Origin of the sequence: Rhodobacter sp. Har01 (assembly GCF_020564565.1) — a bacterium.
Classification (GTDB): domain Bacteria; phylum Pseudomonadota; class Alphaproteobacteria; order Rhodobacterales; family Rhodobacteraceae; genus Pseudogemmobacter.
Genome location: NZ_JAJCTD010000004.1, coordinates 217152 through 232725, shown reverse-complemented (window position 1 = coordinate 232725; position 15574 = coordinate 217152). Strand labels below are relative to the sequence as shown.

Annotated in this window: 15 protein-coding genes and 1 riboswitch; of the genes, 13 read left to right on the top strand and 2 right to left on the bottom strand. The window is 69.7% G+C overall.

What is annotated here, in order from left to right; translation table 11 throughout:
• Nucleotides 1-116: 116 nt before the first annotated feature.
• A riboswitch (cobalamin riboswitch) is annotated at nucleotides 117-304 on the top strand.
• 131 nt (nucleotides 305-435) lie between these two features.
• The 5 genes from LHP98_RS11855 (at nucleotide 436) to LHP98_RS11835 (ending at nucleotide 5641) form a co-directional block, all read left to right on the top strand.
• The gene (locus LHP98_RS11855) at nucleotides 436-2283 is read left to right on the top strand and encodes a TonB-dependent receptor plug domain-containing protein (RefSeq protein WP_227252742.1); all 1848 of its coding nucleotides are present in this window, start codon (nucleotides 436-438) and stop codon (nucleotides 2281-2283) included.
• A 154-nt stretch (nucleotides 2284-2437) separates the two neighbouring features.
• The gene (locus LHP98_RS11850; RefSeq protein ID WP_227252941.1) at nucleotides 2438-3244 is read left to right on the top strand and encodes an ABC transporter substrate-binding protein; all 807 of its coding nucleotides are present in this window, start codon (nucleotides 2438-2440) and stop codon (nucleotides 3242-3244) included.
• Nucleotides 3241-4224 (top strand): FecCD family ABC transporter permease, encoded by a 984-nt coding sequence (locus tag LHP98_RS11845; protein ID WP_227252741.1) that lies wholly within the window; start codon nucleotides 3241-3243, stop codon nucleotides 4222-4224. The genes LHP98_RS11850 and LHP98_RS11845 overlap by 4 nt, the downstream gene beginning before the upstream one ends.
• Nucleotides 4221-4964, top strand: coding sequence for an ABC transporter ATP-binding protein (locus tag LHP98_RS11840; RefSeq protein WP_227252740.1), 744 nt, complete (start codon nucleotides 4221-4223; stop codon nucleotides 4962-4964). Before LHP98_RS11845 ends, LHP98_RS11840 begins: the two co-directional genes overlap by 4 nt.
• Nucleotides 4961-5641 (top strand): adenosylcobinamide amidohydrolase, encoded by a 681-nt coding sequence (locus LHP98_RS11835; protein WP_319638946.1) that lies wholly within the window; start codon nucleotides 4961-4963, stop codon nucleotides 5639-5641. The genes LHP98_RS11840 and LHP98_RS11835 overlap by 4 nt, the downstream gene beginning before the upstream one ends.
• On the opposite strand, the gene LHP98_RS11830 is transcribed toward LHP98_RS11835, so the two are convergent.
• Nucleotides 5608-5919, bottom strand: a complete 312-nt coding sequence (locus LHP98_RS11830; protein ID WP_227252739.1) for a DUF6476 family protein — start codon at nucleotides 5917-5919, stop codon at nucleotides 5608-5610. The two genes, LHP98_RS11835 and LHP98_RS11830, sit on opposite strands and share 34 nt — an antisense overlap.
• On the opposite strand from LHP98_RS11830, the gene LHP98_RS11825 reads away from it, so the two are divergent.
• The 3 genes from LHP98_RS11825 to rpoH all read left to right on the top strand — a co-directional run bounded on the left by LHP98_RS11825 (nucleotide 5918) and on the right by rpoH (nucleotide 10309).
• Complete coding sequence (locus tag LHP98_RS11825) at nucleotides 5918-6982, top strand: RluA family pseudouridine synthase (RefSeq protein WP_227252738.1); 1065 nt, start codon at nucleotides 5918-5920, stop codon at nucleotides 6980-6982. The two genes, LHP98_RS11830 and LHP98_RS11825, sit on opposite strands and share 2 nt — an antisense overlap.
• A gap of 253 nt (nucleotides 6983-7235) precedes the next feature.
• Nucleotides 7236-9215, top strand: a complete 1980-nt coding sequence (locus tag LHP98_RS11820) for a potassium transporter Kup (RefSeq protein WP_227252737.1) — start codon at nucleotides 7236-7238, stop codon at nucleotides 9213-9215.
• 197 nt (nucleotides 9216-9412) lie between these two features.
• On the top strand, nucleotides 9413-10309 hold the full coding sequence (gene rpoH / locus LHP98_RS11815; RefSeq protein WP_227252736.1) for an RNA polymerase sigma factor RpoH: 897 nt from the start codon (nucleotides 9413-9415) through the stop codon (nucleotides 10307-10309).
• Between the two features lie 3 nt (nucleotides 10310-10312).
• On the opposite strand, the gene LHP98_RS11810 is transcribed toward rpoH, so the two are convergent.
• Nucleotides 10313-11278: an alpha/beta fold hydrolase gene (locus tag LHP98_RS11810; protein ID WP_227252735.1), complete on the bottom strand. Its 966-nt coding sequence runs from the start codon at nucleotides 11276-11278 to the stop codon at nucleotides 10313-10315.
• A gap of 167 nt (nucleotides 11279-11445) precedes the next feature.
• Here LHP98_RS11810 and LHP98_RS11805 point away from each other — a divergent pair, with 167 nt between their 5' ends.
• The 5 genes from LHP98_RS11805 (at nucleotide 11446) to LHP98_RS11785 (ending at nucleotide 15549) form a co-directional block, all read left to right on the top strand.
• The gene (locus LHP98_RS11805; protein ID WP_227252734.1) at nucleotides 11446-12138 is read left to right on the top strand and encodes a phosphatidylserine decarboxylase; all 693 of its coding nucleotides are present in this window, start codon (nucleotides 11446-11448) and stop codon (nucleotides 12136-12138) included.
• 4 nt (nucleotides 12139-12142) lie between these two features.
• On the top strand, nucleotides 12143-12883 hold the full coding sequence (gene pssA, locus LHP98_RS11800; RefSeq protein WP_227252733.1) for a CDP-diacylglycerol--serine O-phosphatidyltransferase: 741 nt from the start codon (nucleotides 12143-12145) through the stop codon (nucleotides 12881-12883).
• A gap of 80 nt (nucleotides 12884-12963) precedes the next feature.
• Nucleotides 12964-13581, top strand: a complete 618-nt coding sequence (locus LHP98_RS11795) for a class I SAM-dependent methyltransferase (protein WP_227252732.1) — start codon at nucleotides 12964-12966, stop codon at nucleotides 13579-13581.
• A 49-nt stretch (nucleotides 13582-13630) separates the two neighbouring features.
• Nucleotides 13631-14620, top strand: coding sequence for a Gfo/Idh/MocA family protein (locus tag LHP98_RS11790; RefSeq protein ID WP_227252731.1), 990 nt, complete (start codon nucleotides 13631-13633; stop codon nucleotides 14618-14620).
• Nucleotides 14621-14718: 98 nt separating this feature from the next.
• A complete protein-coding gene (locus tag LHP98_RS11785) occupies nucleotides 14719-15549 on the top strand; it encodes a B12-binding domain-containing protein (RefSeq protein WP_227252730.1) in 831 nt (276 codons plus the stop codon).
• Nucleotides 15550-15574: the final 25 nt, after the last annotated feature.

Genomic DNA, 15574 nt, shown 5'->3' with positions numbered 1-15574 from the left:
ACCCGCCCCCATGCTGGCCGCCCCCGCGCCATGGGTCCATCCCCGCCGCGCCACGGCGCATGTCGCAAACGCCCCGCCGGCGCCGCGCAGCCGCTTGACACCGCGGCCCATCGGTCTATGCAAAGGGCGCCTTCGGTTCCGGGCGTCAAACCCCGGACGAAAAGGGAACGCGGTGCAAATCCGCGGCTGCCCCCGCAACTGTAAGCGGCGAGCGATGACGGACTACGCCACTGGGAAACCGGGAAGGCCCGTCAAAGCAACGACCCGCATAGCCAGGAGACCTGCCGAGGTGATCACCCTTTCCGGGGCGCGGGGCGCGCCACGGCAGGCGGACGTCCGCCAGAGGTGACGCTTCACCCGTCGGCGGAAAGGTTCCCTTTCCCAAGACACCACGCTTGCAGGGCCGCACCCGGCCCAAGGGAAAGGAAAGACCCGATGAAACGCCTTGCCGTTTCGCTGATTGCCCTACTTGCTGCCACCCCCGCCCCGGCACAGGACATCGAACTGGCCGAAATCGTCGTCTCGGCCCTGCGCACCGCGGTCGAGCGGCTGCGCACCGGCGTCTCGGTCGATGTCGTCGATGCCGAGGATCTGCGGAAGTCGCGCGACACCACCGTCGCCGCCGCGCTGTCGCGCCTGCCTGGTGTCAGCCTGTCGCAGTCCGGCCCCTTCGGATCGACCGCCGCGCTGCGGGTGCGCGGCGCCGACGGCCGCTATCTGGCGGTCTATGTCGATGGCATCCGCGTGTCCGACCCCTCGGGCACCAATGTGTCCTTCGACTTCGGCAGCCTGATGACCGCCGACGTTTCCCGGATCGAGGTTCTGCGCGGCTCGCAATCCGCGCTCTGGGGCGGCAGTGCGGTCGGCGGCGTGATCGCCATCACCACGCTGGGCGCAACCGAGGAGGGCCTGCACCAGACCGCCACGGTCGAAGCCGGCAGCTTCGGCACCGCAAGGCTGTCCTACGGCCTGACGCAAAAGACCGACCGGCTGGACCTGGCCTTTGCGGCCACCCGCCTGCGCACCGACGGCTATTCCGCCTTCGACGGCGGCGCCGAGGATGACGGCGCCGAAGCGACCCGGCTGTCGTTCTCGGCCCGCTACCAGGCCAGCGACGTGCTGACCCTGGGCGGCGCCGTCTTCGCGCAGGACACCACGCAGGATTATGACGGCTACACCCCCGCCTTCGTTCTGGGCGACCTGATCGGCTACAGCCAGACCCGCCGTGAAACCGGCGCCCGCGTCTTTGCCGAATGGGCGACCGGCAACACCGACCACGTCTTCGACCTGGCCCTCTATGACACCGACCGCAGCTACGACCAGGCCGGCGACATCGCCACATATGGCGGCCGGCGCGTCACCTTCTCGTGGCAGGGCACCACCCAGGTCTCGCCGGCGCTCAGCTTCGTCTACGGCGCCGACTGGTCGGAAGAGACGGCCGAGTATTCCAACCTGCCCGGCGGCAGCGCCTCGACCGACATCGCCGGGGTCTTCGCCCAGGCGATCTGGGCCCCATCCGAGACGCTGGACATCGCGGCCACCCTGCGCAGCGACCACAACTCTGGCTTCGGCGACTTTGCCACCGGCCGGCTGGCCCTGGCCTGGCGCCCCGCGGACGGCACCACCCTGCGCGCCGCCTATGCCACCGGCTTCCGCGCCCCTTCGATCGACGAGCGTTTCGGCGACTACCCCGGCTTCTTCCCCTTCGTCGGCAATCCCGATCTGCAGCCCGAGGAAAGCGAAAGCATCGAGGTCGGCATCGAGCAGCAGGTCGGCGCGGCCACCCTGTCGGCCACCCTGTTCCGGCTGGATGTGGACAACCTCATCACCTACCAGTTCGGCGCACCCTCGACGCTGGTGAACCTGCCCGGGGTCTCGACCCGGCAGGGGGTGGAACTGGCCGCGGCCGTGCCGGTGTCGGACGCCGTGACCCTGGGCCTTGCCTATACCTACACCGACGGCCGGCGCCCTGACGGCAGCCGGTTGATCCAGGTCCCCTACCACGACCTGGCGCTGTCGGTGGATGCGCAGATGTCCGACCGGCTCTCGGGCGGCCTGACGCTGACCCATGTGGCGGGGCGCATCGACAACGACGCCAACACCTTCCTCGCCGTGGCGATGCCCGACTACACCGTGCTGAACGGCCAGGTCTCCTATGACCTGACCGACACGACCCAGGCCTACCTGCGGGTCGAGAACCTGCTGGACGCCGATTATCAGATGGTCAACGGCTACGCCGCCTCGGGCCGGGCGGTCTATCTGGGCGTCGAGGCGAAGTTCTAGGCATTTGCGGCCGGGCGGGGACTGGCCTCGCCCGGCGCCGAATCAGGGGGGCGGCAAAATGACCAACGCAAGGCACGGCGGCTGCCACAGCCTGACGTTTGTCCCGCGTCTGCAAGACGCCGTGCCGACCTGGGCGATGCCTGGCGTCCTGGCCATGACCGCAGTGCTCGCAATGGTTTGCGGGGCACCCCCGGCGCTGGCCGAGGCCCCCGCCCGCGTCGTGTCGATGAACCTCTGCACCGACCAGTTGGCAATGCTGCTGGCCGCCCCCGGGCAACTGGTCTCGGTCAGCGTGCTGGCCTCGGACCCGCTGTCGTCGTCGATGGTGGATCAGGCCGCGGCCTACCCTGCCAACCGCGGCGGCGCCGAAGAGGTGTTCCTGATGCGCCCCGATCTGGTGTTGGCCGGAACCTACACCGCGCTTGGCTCGGTTGACCTGCTGCGGCGGCTGGGGGTCAGGGTCGTGCAGGTGCCGCCGGTGACCTCGCTGGATCAGGTGCCTGAACAGATTCTCATTGTCGGCCAAGCTCTTGGCCGCGAAGACGCCGCCCGCAAGCTGGCCGCCGACTTCGCCGCCGGGCTGGCCGCGCTGGCCGTCGACCTGCCCCCGGCGACCGCCGCGCTGTATTATCCGAACGGCTACACCACCGGAGATGGGACGCTGGCGAACGACGTTCTGGCCCACACCGGGTTCTCGAACGTCGGCGCCACGGCGGGGCTGACCGGCGGCGGCATCCTGCCGCTTGAGCGTCTGGTGATGGCCCGCCCGCAGGTGGTGGTGACCTCGGTGCCCTATCCCGGCGCCTCGCGGTCCGAGGAGATCCTGGATCATCCCGCGCTGGCCAAGGTTCGCGAAAAGGCTGGAATATCAGCCAGTTCCGATGCCGACTGGGTCTGCGGCACGCCGCATATCCTGCGCGCCGTGGCCGGCATGAAGGCCGCCCGCGAGGCGCTGGAATGAAGCCGGTCCTGCCGGCCCTGGCCTTGCTGGTGGCGGCGCTTTTTGCGGCCTCGCTGCTGATCGGCCCGGCCGGCCTGGGCCTGGGGGACTCGCTCCGCGCCCTGTTCCGGGGCGACGGCGACGCCGTGGTTCTGGTGATGCGAGAGATCCGTCTGCCGCGCGCGATCCTGGGCCTGCTGGCCGGGGCGGTGCTGGGGCTGTCCGGCGCGGCGATGCAGGGGTACTTGCGAAATCCCCTTGCAGAACCGGGCCTTATCGGCGTGTCTTCATCCGCCGCCCTGGGCGCGGTTCTGGCCCTGCAGACCGGCCTTGCCGCCGCCCTGCCGCTGGCGCTGCCGTTGTCTGCGTTGACCGGCGCGGGGCTTTCGGTGCTGCTGATCCTGCTTCTTGCCGGTCCGCGTGGCGGGGCGCTGGCGCTGATCCTGGCCGGTATCGCGCTGTCGGCGCTGACCTCGGCGCTGACCTCGCTGGTGCTGAACCTGTCGCCAAACCCCTTTGCGGCGATGGAAATCGTCTACTGGATGATGGGCTCGCTGGCCGACCGCTCGATGACCCATGTCTGGCTGGCCGCGCCCTTCATGGCCGCCGGGATGGCCGCGCTTCTGACCCTTGGCCGTGGCCTTGACGCGCTGACCCTGGGCGAGGACGCCGCGCAGTCGCTGGGCGTGAACCTGCCCCGCCTGCGCCTGACGCTGATCCTGGGCACCGCCGCCAGCGTTGGCGCCGCCGTTGCCGTTGCCGGGGCGGTCGGCTTCGTCGGCCTCGTGGTGCCCCACCTCTTGCGCCCGCTGGTCGGTGCCCGCCCCTCGCGCCTGCTGCCGGCATCGGCCCTGGGTGGGGCCGCCATGCTGCTGGCCGCCGATATCGCCACCCGGCTTGTCGCGCCGGATCAAGACCTCAAGCTGGGCGTCCTGACCGCGCTGGTGGGTGCTCCGTTCTTTCTGCACCTGATCTGGCGGATGCGGAGGGTCGAGGCATGACCCTGCTTTCGTTAGAAAACCTAACCATCCGTCGCGGCGCGTGCCCGGTGGTCGACGACGTCAGCCTGACCATCGGCGCGGGCGAGTTCATCGGCCTCCTCGGCCCCAACGGGGCCGGCAAGACCAGCCTGCTGCGCGGTGCGCTGGGGCTGCTGCCGGGCACCGGCCATTCGTCGCTCGCCGCCCTGCCGCCGCTGGCCCGGGCCAAGGCCGCCGCCTTCCTGCCGCAGGGACGCGAGATCGCCTGGCCGGTCAGCGTCGAGGTTCTGGTGGCGCTGGGCCGCAGCCCGCACGGCACGGCCGACCCCGCCGACCCGGCGGTGACGCGGGCGCTGGTCCGCATGGGTCTGACCAGTTTTCGCGACCGCAGCGCCACCGCACTGTCGGGGGGCGAACAGGCGCGGGTGCTGATCGCCCGGGCCCTGGCGCAGGAGACTCCGCTGCTCCTGGCGGATGAGCCGGTGGCCGGGCTGGACCCCGAGGCGCAGATCCGCACCATGCAGGTCTTTGCCGACCTGGCGGCCGAGGGGCGGGGCGTGGTCGCCTCGATCCACGACCTGGGGCTGGCGGCGCGGCACTGTTCGCGGTTGATCCTGATGCATCGGGGGCGGCTGGTGGCCGATGGCCCGCCGCGCGCGGTGCTGACCGATGAGACTCTGGCGGAAGTATTCGGAATCAGGGGCTTCCACGCCGAAACTGAGGACGGGCCGGTGTTCCAGCCGATGGGGCTGGTGCGGTGATCGCGGTCACGCTTGAGCGGCCCTGGCTGATTGCCCGGCTGGCCCGGCCGATGCGCGTGCTGTCGCATGCGCCCTTTGGCGCGGGGTATCGGCTGACCGACCACGTCCTGTGGCGCGAGGTGCGGAATGCCGATCTGACCCCCGGGTTCGATGCCGAAAGCTGGTTCGCCGGGCAGATGCAGCGGGCGCCGGGGGCGGTGGGGATGCTGACCTCTCGCGATGTCGGCACCTGGGATCAGGCCCGCAGCACGGTGGAGGGAGTCACCGCACAGGCGATGGTGACGCTGGGCCTTTCGAATGCCGAAAGCGTGGGGCGGCGGCTGCCCTGGCACCCGGCGGACTATGGCACGATCAACCTGCTGGTGGCGGTGGATGCCGCCCTGACCGAAGCCGCGCAGCTTGAGGCGTTGACCATCGCCGTGCAGGCCCGGACGGCGGCGCTGGTCGAACTGGGCCTGCCGCTGGCGACCGGCCTTGCCAGCGGCACCGGCACCGATTGCACTGCGCTGGCCTGCCCGCCGGGCGAGGCGCGCTATGCCGGGCTGCACACGGCGGTGGGCGAGGCGGTGGGGGCGGCGGTGCGCGAGGTGGTGGCGCGGTCGGCCGCCGACTGGCGGCGCTGGCGCGACGCCAAGCGGAAAACTCAGTCTTCCGAAGGGGATGGCGTCACATCCTGACGAAGTTTTCCGGTGTCGGAATAGACCAGCAGCCGCCCCGATGTGGTGACCACGGCGAACCAGGTCTTGCCGAAGGTGATCGCCTCGGCCGTCTCGCCCGCGGGCAGCACCACGCTTTCGGGCAGCTTCGGCAGGCTGGTGAAGGCCTTCGGCATCCGGGTGACAAGCAGGAACACCACCGTTAAGACGGCGACGATCATGGAAACGGTGAGCAGGATCACCAGTCCTTTCAGGATGCGGAGCGAGGGCGGAAGCGAGCCCTCTTCGGGAGCGGCCATGGCGGACGAACCTTTCGACGATGACGACGACGCCCGGGTGGCGCCGACTGTGGTGACGGTGACGCTGGGCCCCGACGCGCCTGCCCGCCTTGATAAGGCGCTTGCGGCCGCGGTGCCAGAGGCAGCGGCGCTGTCGCGGTCGCAGATCGCGCGGCTGATCGAAGAGGGCGCGGTCAGCCGGGACGGCGCGGTGGTGCGCGACCAGAAGGCAAAGGCGGCGCCGGGGCAGGTCTGGACGATCCGCCGGACGGCGGCGGTCGAGATCGAGGCGCAGCCGGAGGCGATCCCGCTGGTGGTGGTCCACGAGGACGCCGATCTGATCGTGATCGACAAGCCGGCGGGCATGGTGGTGCATCCGGCGCCGGGGTCTCCGTCCGGGACGCTGGTGAACGCGCTGCTGCACCACTGCGGCGACAGCCTGTCGGGCATCGGCGGGGCCAGGCGGCCGGGGATCGTGCACCGGATCGACAAGGATACCAGTGGCTTGCTGGTGGTGGCCAAGACCGACCGGGCGCATCAGGGGCTGGCGGCGCAGTTCGCGGCGCATTCGGTGACGCGGCACTATCTGGCGGTGGTGCATGGCGTGCCCACGGCGACCGATCCTCGGCTGCGCGGCACCCGCGGGGTCAGCGCCGAGGCGGGGGGCATCCTGCGCATCGCGACAAACCTGGCGCGGCACCGCACCGACCGGCAGCGGCAGGCGGTGGTCTGGCCGCCCGATGGCCGGCACGCGGTAACGCGGCTGCGGGTGGTGGAAGGCTTTGCCGACCAGGCGGCGCTGGTCGAGTGCTGGCTTGAGACCGGGCGGACGCACCAGATCCGGGTGCATCTAGCGCATGCCGGGCACGGGCTGCTGGGCGACCCGGTCTATGGCGGGAAGCGCACCCTGTCGGTGCGGGTTCTGGGCGACGGGGCGGCCGCGGGCATGGGCTTTCCGCGGCAGGCGCTGCATGCGGCGACGCTGGGGTTCCACCACCCGGTGACCGGCGCCCGGCTGGACTTTGCCGCCCCCTTGCCGGCCGACATGGCGGGGCTGATCGCGGCCTTGCGGGGGGCGGGCTAAGGCTTTCCGTTCGGCGTCGCGGGGGCCGCAAAGGCACGCCTTCGGGGCCTTGGCTTGCAAGCGTATCGCGAGAGTCGCAATATGCCTTTGTGCCGGCGCGGCCGGTGATGGAGTCGGAGTTTCCGATCGCCCCTGCTGCCCCGGGGGCATGGCCGGATGACGCAGTGCCTGCGGACGCCCGTTCATGGCGGGCATGGCAGGTCCGGCCCCCCCCCACACAATCCCTGCCCATTCCCTTTCATGGTGGATTTCCATGATTCACGACCCTGTCCGCATCGCGGACCAGATGTCGCTGCCGCTGTTCGACGAAGAGGCACTTGACATTGCCGACTACCTGAAGGCCGAAGCCGAAGCACCGACCGACATTCACCAGGACGAGGCCGCGCATCAGGGCCATCTTGCGCTGACGCTGGGCGCCATCGGCGTGGTTTATGGCGACATCGGCACCTCGCCGATCTATGCCTTCCGCGAGGCCCTGCGGGCAACCGGCGTGGCCCAGCCCGGCCCGCCCGAGGTGCTGGGCATCCTGTCGCTGCTGATCTGGACGCTGCTCCTGATCGTCACGGTCAAGTATGTCTTCGCCCTGCTGCGCGCCGACAACCGGGGCGAGGGCGGCATTCTGGCGTTGTATACGCTGGTGCGGCTGGCGGCCGGAAAGCGGTCGATTCCGGTGCTGCTGCTGGCGATCGCCGGGGCGGCGCTGTTTGCCGGCGACGCGGCGATCACGCCGGCGATCTCGGTCTTGTCGGCGGTCGAGGGGACGGAACTGATCCTGCCGGCCATGGAAAGCTACGTCCTGCCGATCACCATCGGCATCCTGGTGGCGCTGTTCTTCGGGCAACGGCGCGGCACGGCCAGCGTGGCGCGGCTGTTCGGGCCGGTCACGGTGGTCTGGTTCCTGGCGCTGGCGGGCCTTGGCCTGTGGCACATGGCCGAGACCCCCTGGGTGATCTCGGCCTTCAGCCCGGTCTGGGGCGGGCAGTTCCTGGTCCACCACACCGGCGTGGCCTTCGTGGTGCTGGGGGCGGTGTTCCTGGCGGTGACCGGAGGCGAGGCGCTTTACGCCGACCTGGGCCATTTCGGCCGCAAGCCGATCATGACGGCCTGGTTCGCGCTGGTGTTCCCGGCGCTGGTGCTGAACTACCTCGGCCAGGGCGCGCTGGTGCTGGCGCATCCCGAGGCAGCTTCGGATTCGTTCTTTGCCATGGCCCCCGCCGCCCTGCTGCCCTTGCTGGTGGGTCTGGCCACGGCGGCCACGGTGATCGCCAGCCAGGCGGTGATCTCGGGCGCCTTCTCGATGGCGCGCGGGGCGGCACAACTGGGCTTTCTGCCGAGGCTGCGGATCGTGCATACAGCCGAGGGGCAAAGCGGGCAGATCTACATTCCCTCGGTGAACTGGCTGCTCTTGGGCGGCGTGCTGTGGCTGGTGCTGGGGTTCCGGTCCTCGGGGGCGCTGGCCTCGGCTTACGGCATTGCGGTGACCGGAACGATGGTGCTGACCACGGTGCTGGGCGTGCTGTATCTGGTGCGTTCGGGGCGGCTGTCGGTGCCGGCGGCGCTGCTGCTGGCCGCGCCGGTGGCGGTGATCGAGTGGGTGTTCCTGGCGTCAAACCTGACCAAGCTGATGGACGGCGGCTATGTGCCGGTGCTGGCGGCGTTGGTGGTAGGCCTGGTGATGTGGGCCTGGTGGCGCGGCACGCAACTGGTCAAGGCGCGGGTGCACAAGCTGGCGGTGCCGGTGGCCAGCTTCGTGCGGTCGATGCGTGGGTCCTCGGTGAACGTGATCCCCGGCACCGGGTTTTTCCTGACCGGCGACCCCGACATCGTGCCCTCGGCGCTGCTGCACAACCTCAAGCACAACCGGGTGCTGCACGAGCAGACCGTGTTCCTGACGGTCGAGACGCTGCGGGTGCCCTATGCCACCGCCGAGGAGCGCGCCAGCGTCGAGGCCCTGGGTGGCGCGTTCCTGCGCCTGACCCTGCGTTTCGGCTTCATGGAGACGCCGAATGTCAGCCGCGCCATGGGACATGCGCGCAAGGCGGGCCTGCGGTTCGACGTGATGACCTCGACCTTCTTCCTGGGCCGCAGGCGGGCGGTGGCAACGGGCCGGGGGCTGGAACTGCTGATGGACCGCTTCTACGTCGCGCTGACCCGCTTTGCGGCCGATCCGACGGATTTCTACCACCTGCCGCGCGACCGGGTGGTGGAACTGGGCGAGCGGGTGGCGATCTGAAACATTCTGACAAAAACGCTCAGGCTTTCTGACATTCGCGTGAAACGGGTGACACAGGCTTGCAGCGGAACCCTGATGGGTCATCTTGCGTTAAGCCGCGTGTGCGATGCCTCTTGCAATGAGGCGGCGCGATTCATAGGTAACGCGGTCCGCGCGTCCCGGGGGCTGATGGCACCGGGGCCTGAAAGGGGGCACGAATGAGCACCTACGCAAATCTTCCCGCACCAAGCCCGGAGCAGGGTCTCAACCGCTACATGCAGGAAATCCGGAAGTTTCCGCTGCTTGAGCCGGAAGAAGAATACATGCTGGCCAAGGCCTGGGTGGAACGCCAGGACCCGGCCGCCGCGCACCGGCTGGTGACCAGCCACCTGCGTCTGGCCGCCAAGATCGCCATGGGCTACCGCGGCTACGGCCTGCCGCAGGCCGAGGTGATCTCAGAGGCCAATGTCGGCCTGATGCAGGCGGTCAAGCGGTTCGACCCCGAAAAGGGCTTCCGCCTGGCGACCTATGCGATGTGGTGGATCAGGGCGGCGATCCAGGAATACATCCTGCGCTCGTGGTCGCTGGTCAAGCTGGGCACCACCAGCGCGCAGAAGAAGCTGTTCTTCAACCTGCGCAAGGCCAAGGCCAAGGTCGGCGCGCTGGAAGAGGGGGACCTGCGCCCCGAGAACCTGGCCCAGATCGCCAAGGACCTTTCGGTGACGGAAACCGAAGTGACCGAGATGAACCGCCGTCTGTCGGGCGGCGATGCCAGCCTGAACGCCACCGTGGGCGGCGACGGCGAAGGCGCGACGCAGTGGCAGGACTGGCTGGAAGACGAAGACAGCGACCAGGCCGGCGCCTATGCCGAGAAGAACGAACTCGACACCCGCCGCGCCCTCTTGGCGCAGGCAATGGGCGTGCTGAACGACCGCGAAAAGGACGTTCTGATGCAGCGCCGCCTGGCCGACGATCCGGTGACGCTGGAGCAGTTGTCCGAAGCCTATGGCGTGTCGCGCGAACGCATCCGCCAGATCGAGGTGCGGGCGTTCGAGAAGTTGCAGGCCAAGATGCGGGAACTGGCGCGCGGCAAGGGCATGGTGGTGCCGGCCTGAAGCTCAGGCTTGCGCCCGCAGGAAGCCGGCGATGCGGGCCATGACCTGTTCGTCATGGCCAACCCAGACGTGACCGCCGGTCTCCAGCATCATCAACTCGGCCTGCGGCACCGTTGCGGCAATGTGCCCGGCCGCTGCGGCGGTGCCGAAGCGGTCGTCCCTGGCCGAAATCGCCAGCGTCGGCGCGGTGATCGCGGCCAGCGGAAAGTCCGGCGGGGCGGCGGCCCAGCGGGCGTCGTTGAGCAGGCCCTGGACTTTCAGGCTGACCGGCAGGATGCCGTTCAGGATCGCCCGCACCCGGGCCTGTTCCTCCGGCGAGGCGGCCCGGACCAATGCGGGGTCGGTGGCCAGCAGGGTGGCGATCATCCGGTCTTCGGCCAGCCTCAGCCCGGCCCAGACCAGCAGGTCCGACCGCAGCCCGCGGTCGATCATCCATGTCGCAAAGGCATTGGGCGGCGGCGGCGACGGCCGTCCGGGCACGAAGCTGGCCGGCACGACGGGCACCAGCGCGGTTGTGCGGCCCGGATGCCGCAGGGCGAAGGCCAGCGCCGGAATCGCCCCGGCGGACCCTCCGATCACCGCCGCGCGCGGCAGCTTCAGCGTCTGCATCAGGTCGGCCAGGGCGTCGGCCTGGGCTTCCGGGCCCGGATCGGCCGGGAAGGGCGTGCCGAGATAGCCGAAGCGCGACGGCGCGATGACGCGGAACCCGGCCGCGATCAGCCGGCGGGCAAACAGCAGGCCCTGGTCATAGCCGCCGCCGGTGCCGTGCAGCATCAGGACGGCCGGACCTTGCCCCGCCTCGGCGTATTCCAGCGGCCCGTGCCGGGTTTCAACCTGCCGCGGCGTGCCCGCCGCACGCATCGCCTGCCGGGCCGCCCGCAGGCTGTGCCGGTAGTCGATGGCCGCTGTTCCGGCGCCAAGCGCCAGAAGCGCCGCCCCTCCAAGGCCCAGCATCGCCCGTCTGCGCATGCCCAAGCTCCTGCCCGCAGCCCGGGAAACTGGCACGCGCGCCGGCGGCTGTCGTTGATCGCCGTCAATCGCGGCTCGCGTTCGCGGCGCAGGGACGCACGCGGCCTTTTGTCATTGCCCGCCGCGCGCGCAGCGGCTACGACCCCGGGTGCAAGGGAGTTCTCGACATGAAGATGACCGACACCTTCCTCAAACCCATGCACCCCGAGGGCTACAAGTTCGTTGCCGCCTTCGCGGTGGCGACGCTGGTGCTGTTCGCGCTCTGGGATCCGCTGGGCTGGATCGGGCTGGGCCTGACGGTCTGGTGCTACTACTTCTTCCGCGACCCCAAGCGCGCGGTGCCGCTGAACGCCGGCCTGCTGGTCAGCCCGGCCGACGGCGTGGTCAGCCTGATCGGCCCCGCCGTCCCGCCCGAGGAACTGGGCCTTGGCCCCGACCCGATGTTGCGGGTCAGCGTCTTCATGTCGGTGTTCAACTGCCATGTGAACCGCGCGCCCATCGCCGGCACGGTCACTTCGGTCGCCTATCGCAAGGGGCTGTTCCTCAACGCCTCGCTGGACAAGGCCAGCGCCGACAACGAACGCAACGCCCTGGCCATCGAGATGGCCGATGGCCGCAAGATCGCGGTGGTGCAGATCGCCGGTCTGGTGGCGCGGCGCATCGTCTGCTGGACCAAGCCCGGCGACGCCTTGCGCACCGGCGAACGCTTCGGCCTGATCCGGTTCGGCAGCCGGCTGGATGTCTACTTGCCCGAAGGGGTGGCCCCGCAGGTCGCCCTGGGCCAGACCATGATCGCCGGCGAGACGGTGCTTGCCGAGGTCGGCCAGCCGACACCGGCCCGCGCGGCGCGGATGGAGTAGGACGGTGAGCGACCCGCTGGCCGAGGACCGGGACGAGCAGCAGCTTCTGATCCTCAAGCTGTTGCCGAACCTGGTATCGATCCTGGCGCTTTGTGCCGGCCTGACCGCGATCCGCTTCGGCGTGGCCGGGAATATCCCCATCGCGGTCTTCCTGGTCGCCCTCGCCGCCGCGCTGGACGGGCTGGACGGCCGCCTGGCGCGGATGCTGAAAAGCGAAAGCGCGATCGGCGCGGAACTCGATTCGCTCTGCGATTTCGTGAATTTCGGCGTGGTGCCGGGGTTGGTCCTGTATCTGTGGGGTCTGCGGGCCGAGATCAACATGGGCTGGATCGCCGTGCTGATCTATGCGGTCTGCTGCATGCTGCGGCTGGCGCGGTTCAACGTCGGCAGCCGCAAGGCCGAGCCGGCAGAGCGCACCGTCTTCATCGGCGTGCCGTCGCCGGCCGGGGCGATGCTGGCGCTGTTGCCGATCTACCTGTCGCATGTGATCGACTACCGCCTGCCGGCGCTGGTGGTGGCGGCCTGGATGGTGGGGATCGGCGCGCTGATGATCAGCCGGGTCCGCACGCCCAGCCTGAAGGGCATGACCGTCGCCGCCTCGCTGGCGCCCTTCGTGCTGGTGGGGGCGGTGGCGGTGATCGCGGCACTGATCACCTACCCCTGGGTCACCATGCTGTCGCTGTCGCTGGTCTATCTGTCGGCGATCCTGGGCCTTGCGCTGCGCGGACTTGCGCGGGCGCGCTGACGCAAGCCTCTACCGGGGGTTGCGCGACGGGCTGGCCCAGGCTTATCTGCGCGTCCCGAAATCCCAAGAGAATCATTGGCATGCAAGCAGATGCGATCGCCCGCAGCTACCGTCGCTGGGCCCCGGTCTATGACGTCACCTTCGGCCGGATCACCGAGGCCGGGCGGCGCCGCGCGGCGCAACAGGTGAACGCGGCCGGGGGGGCGGTTCTGGAAGTCGGGGTCGGCACCGGCCTGGCGCTGGGCCGCTATGCGCCGCATGTCACCGTCACCGGCATCGACCTGTCGCCCGAGATGCTGGCGCAGGCGCAGGCGCGGGCAGACCGCGACGGGCTGCGCCACGTTGCCGGACTGCACCTGATGGACGCCCGCAGCCTGGGCTTCGCCGACGAAAGCTTCGACCACGTCACCGCCATGCACATCATGTCGGTGGTGCCCGAACCGCGCCGGGTGATGGCCGAGATGGCGCGGGTATGCCGCCGCGGCGGCTCGGTGCTGATCGCCAACCACTTCGCGCGCACCACCGGCGGCTGGGCGGCCATCGAGAGGCTGGCGGCACCACTGGCCGACGCGCTGGGCTGGCATTCCGACTTCGACCGCGCCGAGGTGTTGTCCGAACCGCGGCTGGCGCTGGTCGAGGAAACCGCGCTGCCGCCGTTCGGCCTGATGACCTATCTGCGCTTCCGCCGGGTTGATTGACCGGCCGGTTTCGGCTTTGCTGCCTCGGTCGATCAGGGGGAGGGGACGCATGAAGCCGGTTCGCTGGGGAATTCTCGGGGCGGCGCGGTTCGCGCAGCAGCACATGGGGCCTGCGATCCACGCCGCCGAGGGGGCCGAACTGGCCGCGCTGGCGACGTCCGACCCGGCCAAGGCGGCGGGCTTTCAGGCCTTCTGCCCCGGCCTGCGTCTGCATGCCAGCTATGACGCGCTCTTGGCCGACCCTGCCATCGAGGCCGTCTACATCCCGCTGCCGAACCACCTGCACGTCGAATGGACGCTGAAGGCCATCGCCGCCGGCAAGCATGTGCTGACCGAAAAACCCGTCGCGATGCGGGCGGACGAGGTTGACCGGCTGATCGCGGCCCGCGACCGCTCGGGCCTGGTGGTGGCCGAGGCCTACATGATCGTCCATCATCCGCAGTGGCAGCGGGCGAAGGAATGGGTGCAGTCGGGCGAGATCGGCGAGATCGTCCATGCCGACGCCCAGTTCAGTTTTCGTCTGACCGACATGGGCAACATCCGCAACCGCCCCGACACCGGCGGCGGCAGCTTGCGCGACATCGGCGTCTATACCTTCGGCTCGGTCCGTTTCGTCACCGGGGCCGAGCCTGACCGGATCGAGGCCCGGCTGATCCGCGACAACGGCATCGACAGCTTTGCCCATGTCTTCGGCACCATGAAGGGTCCGGGCGGGGCCTTCACCTATGCCTCGACCACCTCGATGCGGGCCTACAACCGCCAGGTCGTCACGATTCAGGGCACGACGGGCATGGTGCGGGTGGACGGCGGCCCGTTCAACGCCAACATCAACGATCTGGCCAAGGCCGAGCTGCACATCCAGGGCAACCGCGTGGTCACCGATCGCTTCCCCGGGGTGAACCACTACAAGCTGCAGGTCGAGGCCTTCGGACGGTCGATCCGGGACGGCGCGGCCTATGCCTGCCCGCTGGAATTCTCGCGCGGGACGCAGGGAATGATCGACCGGGTGATGGCTGTCGCAACGGATATCTCATTGTAGTGCCTGAGTTACGGGCGGTATTCTGCCGCGTGAATCGGTGATTTTGCGATTCCTGTTTCGGGTCGCTTCGGGTGTCGTTCTGGGGAATGAGGTCGGACATGGTGGACAGGTCTTCTTCTGCGGCCAGCGCCGACCGGGGCCAGGTCGGGGCCTTCGCGCCAGCGTTCCTTGCCGGGGGCGAGAACACCACCGCGCTGGCGCATGAAGTGATCCGCCGCGTCGCCGCCCAGGCGCGCGAGATGAAGTCGGCCACCACGCAGGTGACGCCCGAGCGGGTGACCGGGCTGGCCCGCGCCCTGCTGGGGCCGGACGACGGCGCGGCCGCAGAGCTGGTGCGCGATGCGCGTCTGCAAGGGGTCAAGGCGGACGACCTCTATCACGGCCTTGTGGCCGGCGCGGTCAAGCTCATCGGCACCGCCTGGGCGCGCGACGAGATCGTCCTGCCCGAGGTGGTGCGCGCTTCGGGCCGGGTCTGGCGCATCCTGCGCGACCTGCGCGAGGTCTTCGTGCGCGTCACCGACCAGGTTCCCGGCCAGCGCGCGGTGTTCGCGCTGTGCCCCGACGAATGCCACACCATCGGCATGACGATGACCGCCGACGACCTGCGCCGCCGCGGCTGGGACATCGAACTGCTGATCGGCTACGACCACGAGGCATTGGTCGAGCGACTGGAGTCCATCGCGCCGATGACGGTCGCGCTGGCCGCCACGATGAGCGACCTGACCCTTCCCCTGGCCCGCACCGTGGTGGCGCTGAAGGCGCACCTGCCCGGCATCTGGGTCATGGTCGCGGGTGGCATCACCCAGAAGGTGCCGGACATCCTGACCGCGACCGGCGCCGATGCCGTGGCCAACACCGCCGACCAGGCCGAAGACCTGATGCTGGCGCATTTCGCCGAGATGGCCGAACGCCGGACGAACCGGGCCTGACCGCTCCAGTCTCCCCAGTGGCTCT

What these genes read in the sequence shown, in the direction of transcription:
- LHP98_RS11855 (WP_227252742.1), top strand. Translation starts at nt 436, where the DNA reads ATGAAACGCCTTGCCGTTTCGCTGATTGCCCTACTTGCTGCCACCCCC.
- LHP98_RS11850 (WP_227252941.1), top strand. Translation starts at nt 2,438, where the DNA reads ATGACCGCAGTGCTCGCAATGGTTTGCGGGGCACCCCCGGCGCTGGCC.
- LHP98_RS11845 (WP_227252741.1), top strand. Translation starts at nt 3,241, where the DNA reads ATGAAGCCGGTCCTGCCGGCCCTGGCCTTGCTGGTGGCGGCGCTTTTT.
- LHP98_RS11840 (WP_227252740.1), top strand. Translation starts at nt 4,221, where the DNA reads ATGACCCTGCTTTCGTTAGAAAACCTAACCATCCGTCGCGGCGCGTGC.
- LHP98_RS11825 (WP_227252738.1), top strand. Translation starts at nt 5,918, where the DNA reads ATGGCGGACGAACCTTTCGACGATGACGACGACGCCCGGGTGGCGCCG.
- LHP98_RS11830 (WP_227252739.1), bottom strand. Translation starts at nt 5,919, where the DNA reads ATGGCCGCTCCCGAAGAGGGCTCGCTTCCGCCCTCGCTCCGCATCCTG.
- LHP98_RS11820 (WP_227252737.1), top strand. Translation starts at nt 7,236, where the DNA reads ATGATTCACGACCCTGTCCGCATCGCGGACCAGATGTCGCTGCCGCTG.
- rpoH (WP_227252736.1), top strand. Translation starts at nt 9,413, where the DNA reads ATGAGCACCTACGCAAATCTTCCCGCACCAAGCCCGGAGCAGGGTCTC.
- LHP98_RS11810 (WP_227252735.1), bottom strand. Translation starts at nt 11,278, where the DNA reads ATGCGCAGACGGGCGATGCTGGGCCTTGGAGGGGCGGCGCTTCTGGCG.
- LHP98_RS11805 (WP_227252734.1), top strand. Translation starts at nt 11,446, where the DNA reads ATGAAGATGACCGACACCTTCCTCAAACCCATGCACCCCGAGGGCTAC.
- LHP98_RS11795 (WP_227252732.1), top strand. Translation starts at nt 12,964, where the DNA reads ATGCAAGCAGATGCGATCGCCCGCAGCTACCGTCGCTGGGCCCCGGTC.
- LHP98_RS11790 (WP_227252731.1), top strand. Translation starts at nt 13,631, where the DNA reads ATGAAGCCGGTTCGCTGGGGAATTCTCGGGGCGGCGCGGTTCGCGCAG.
- LHP98_RS11785 (WP_227252730.1), top strand. Translation starts at nt 14,719, where the DNA reads ATGGTGGACAGGTCTTCTTCTGCGGCCAGCGCCGACCGGGGCCAGGTC.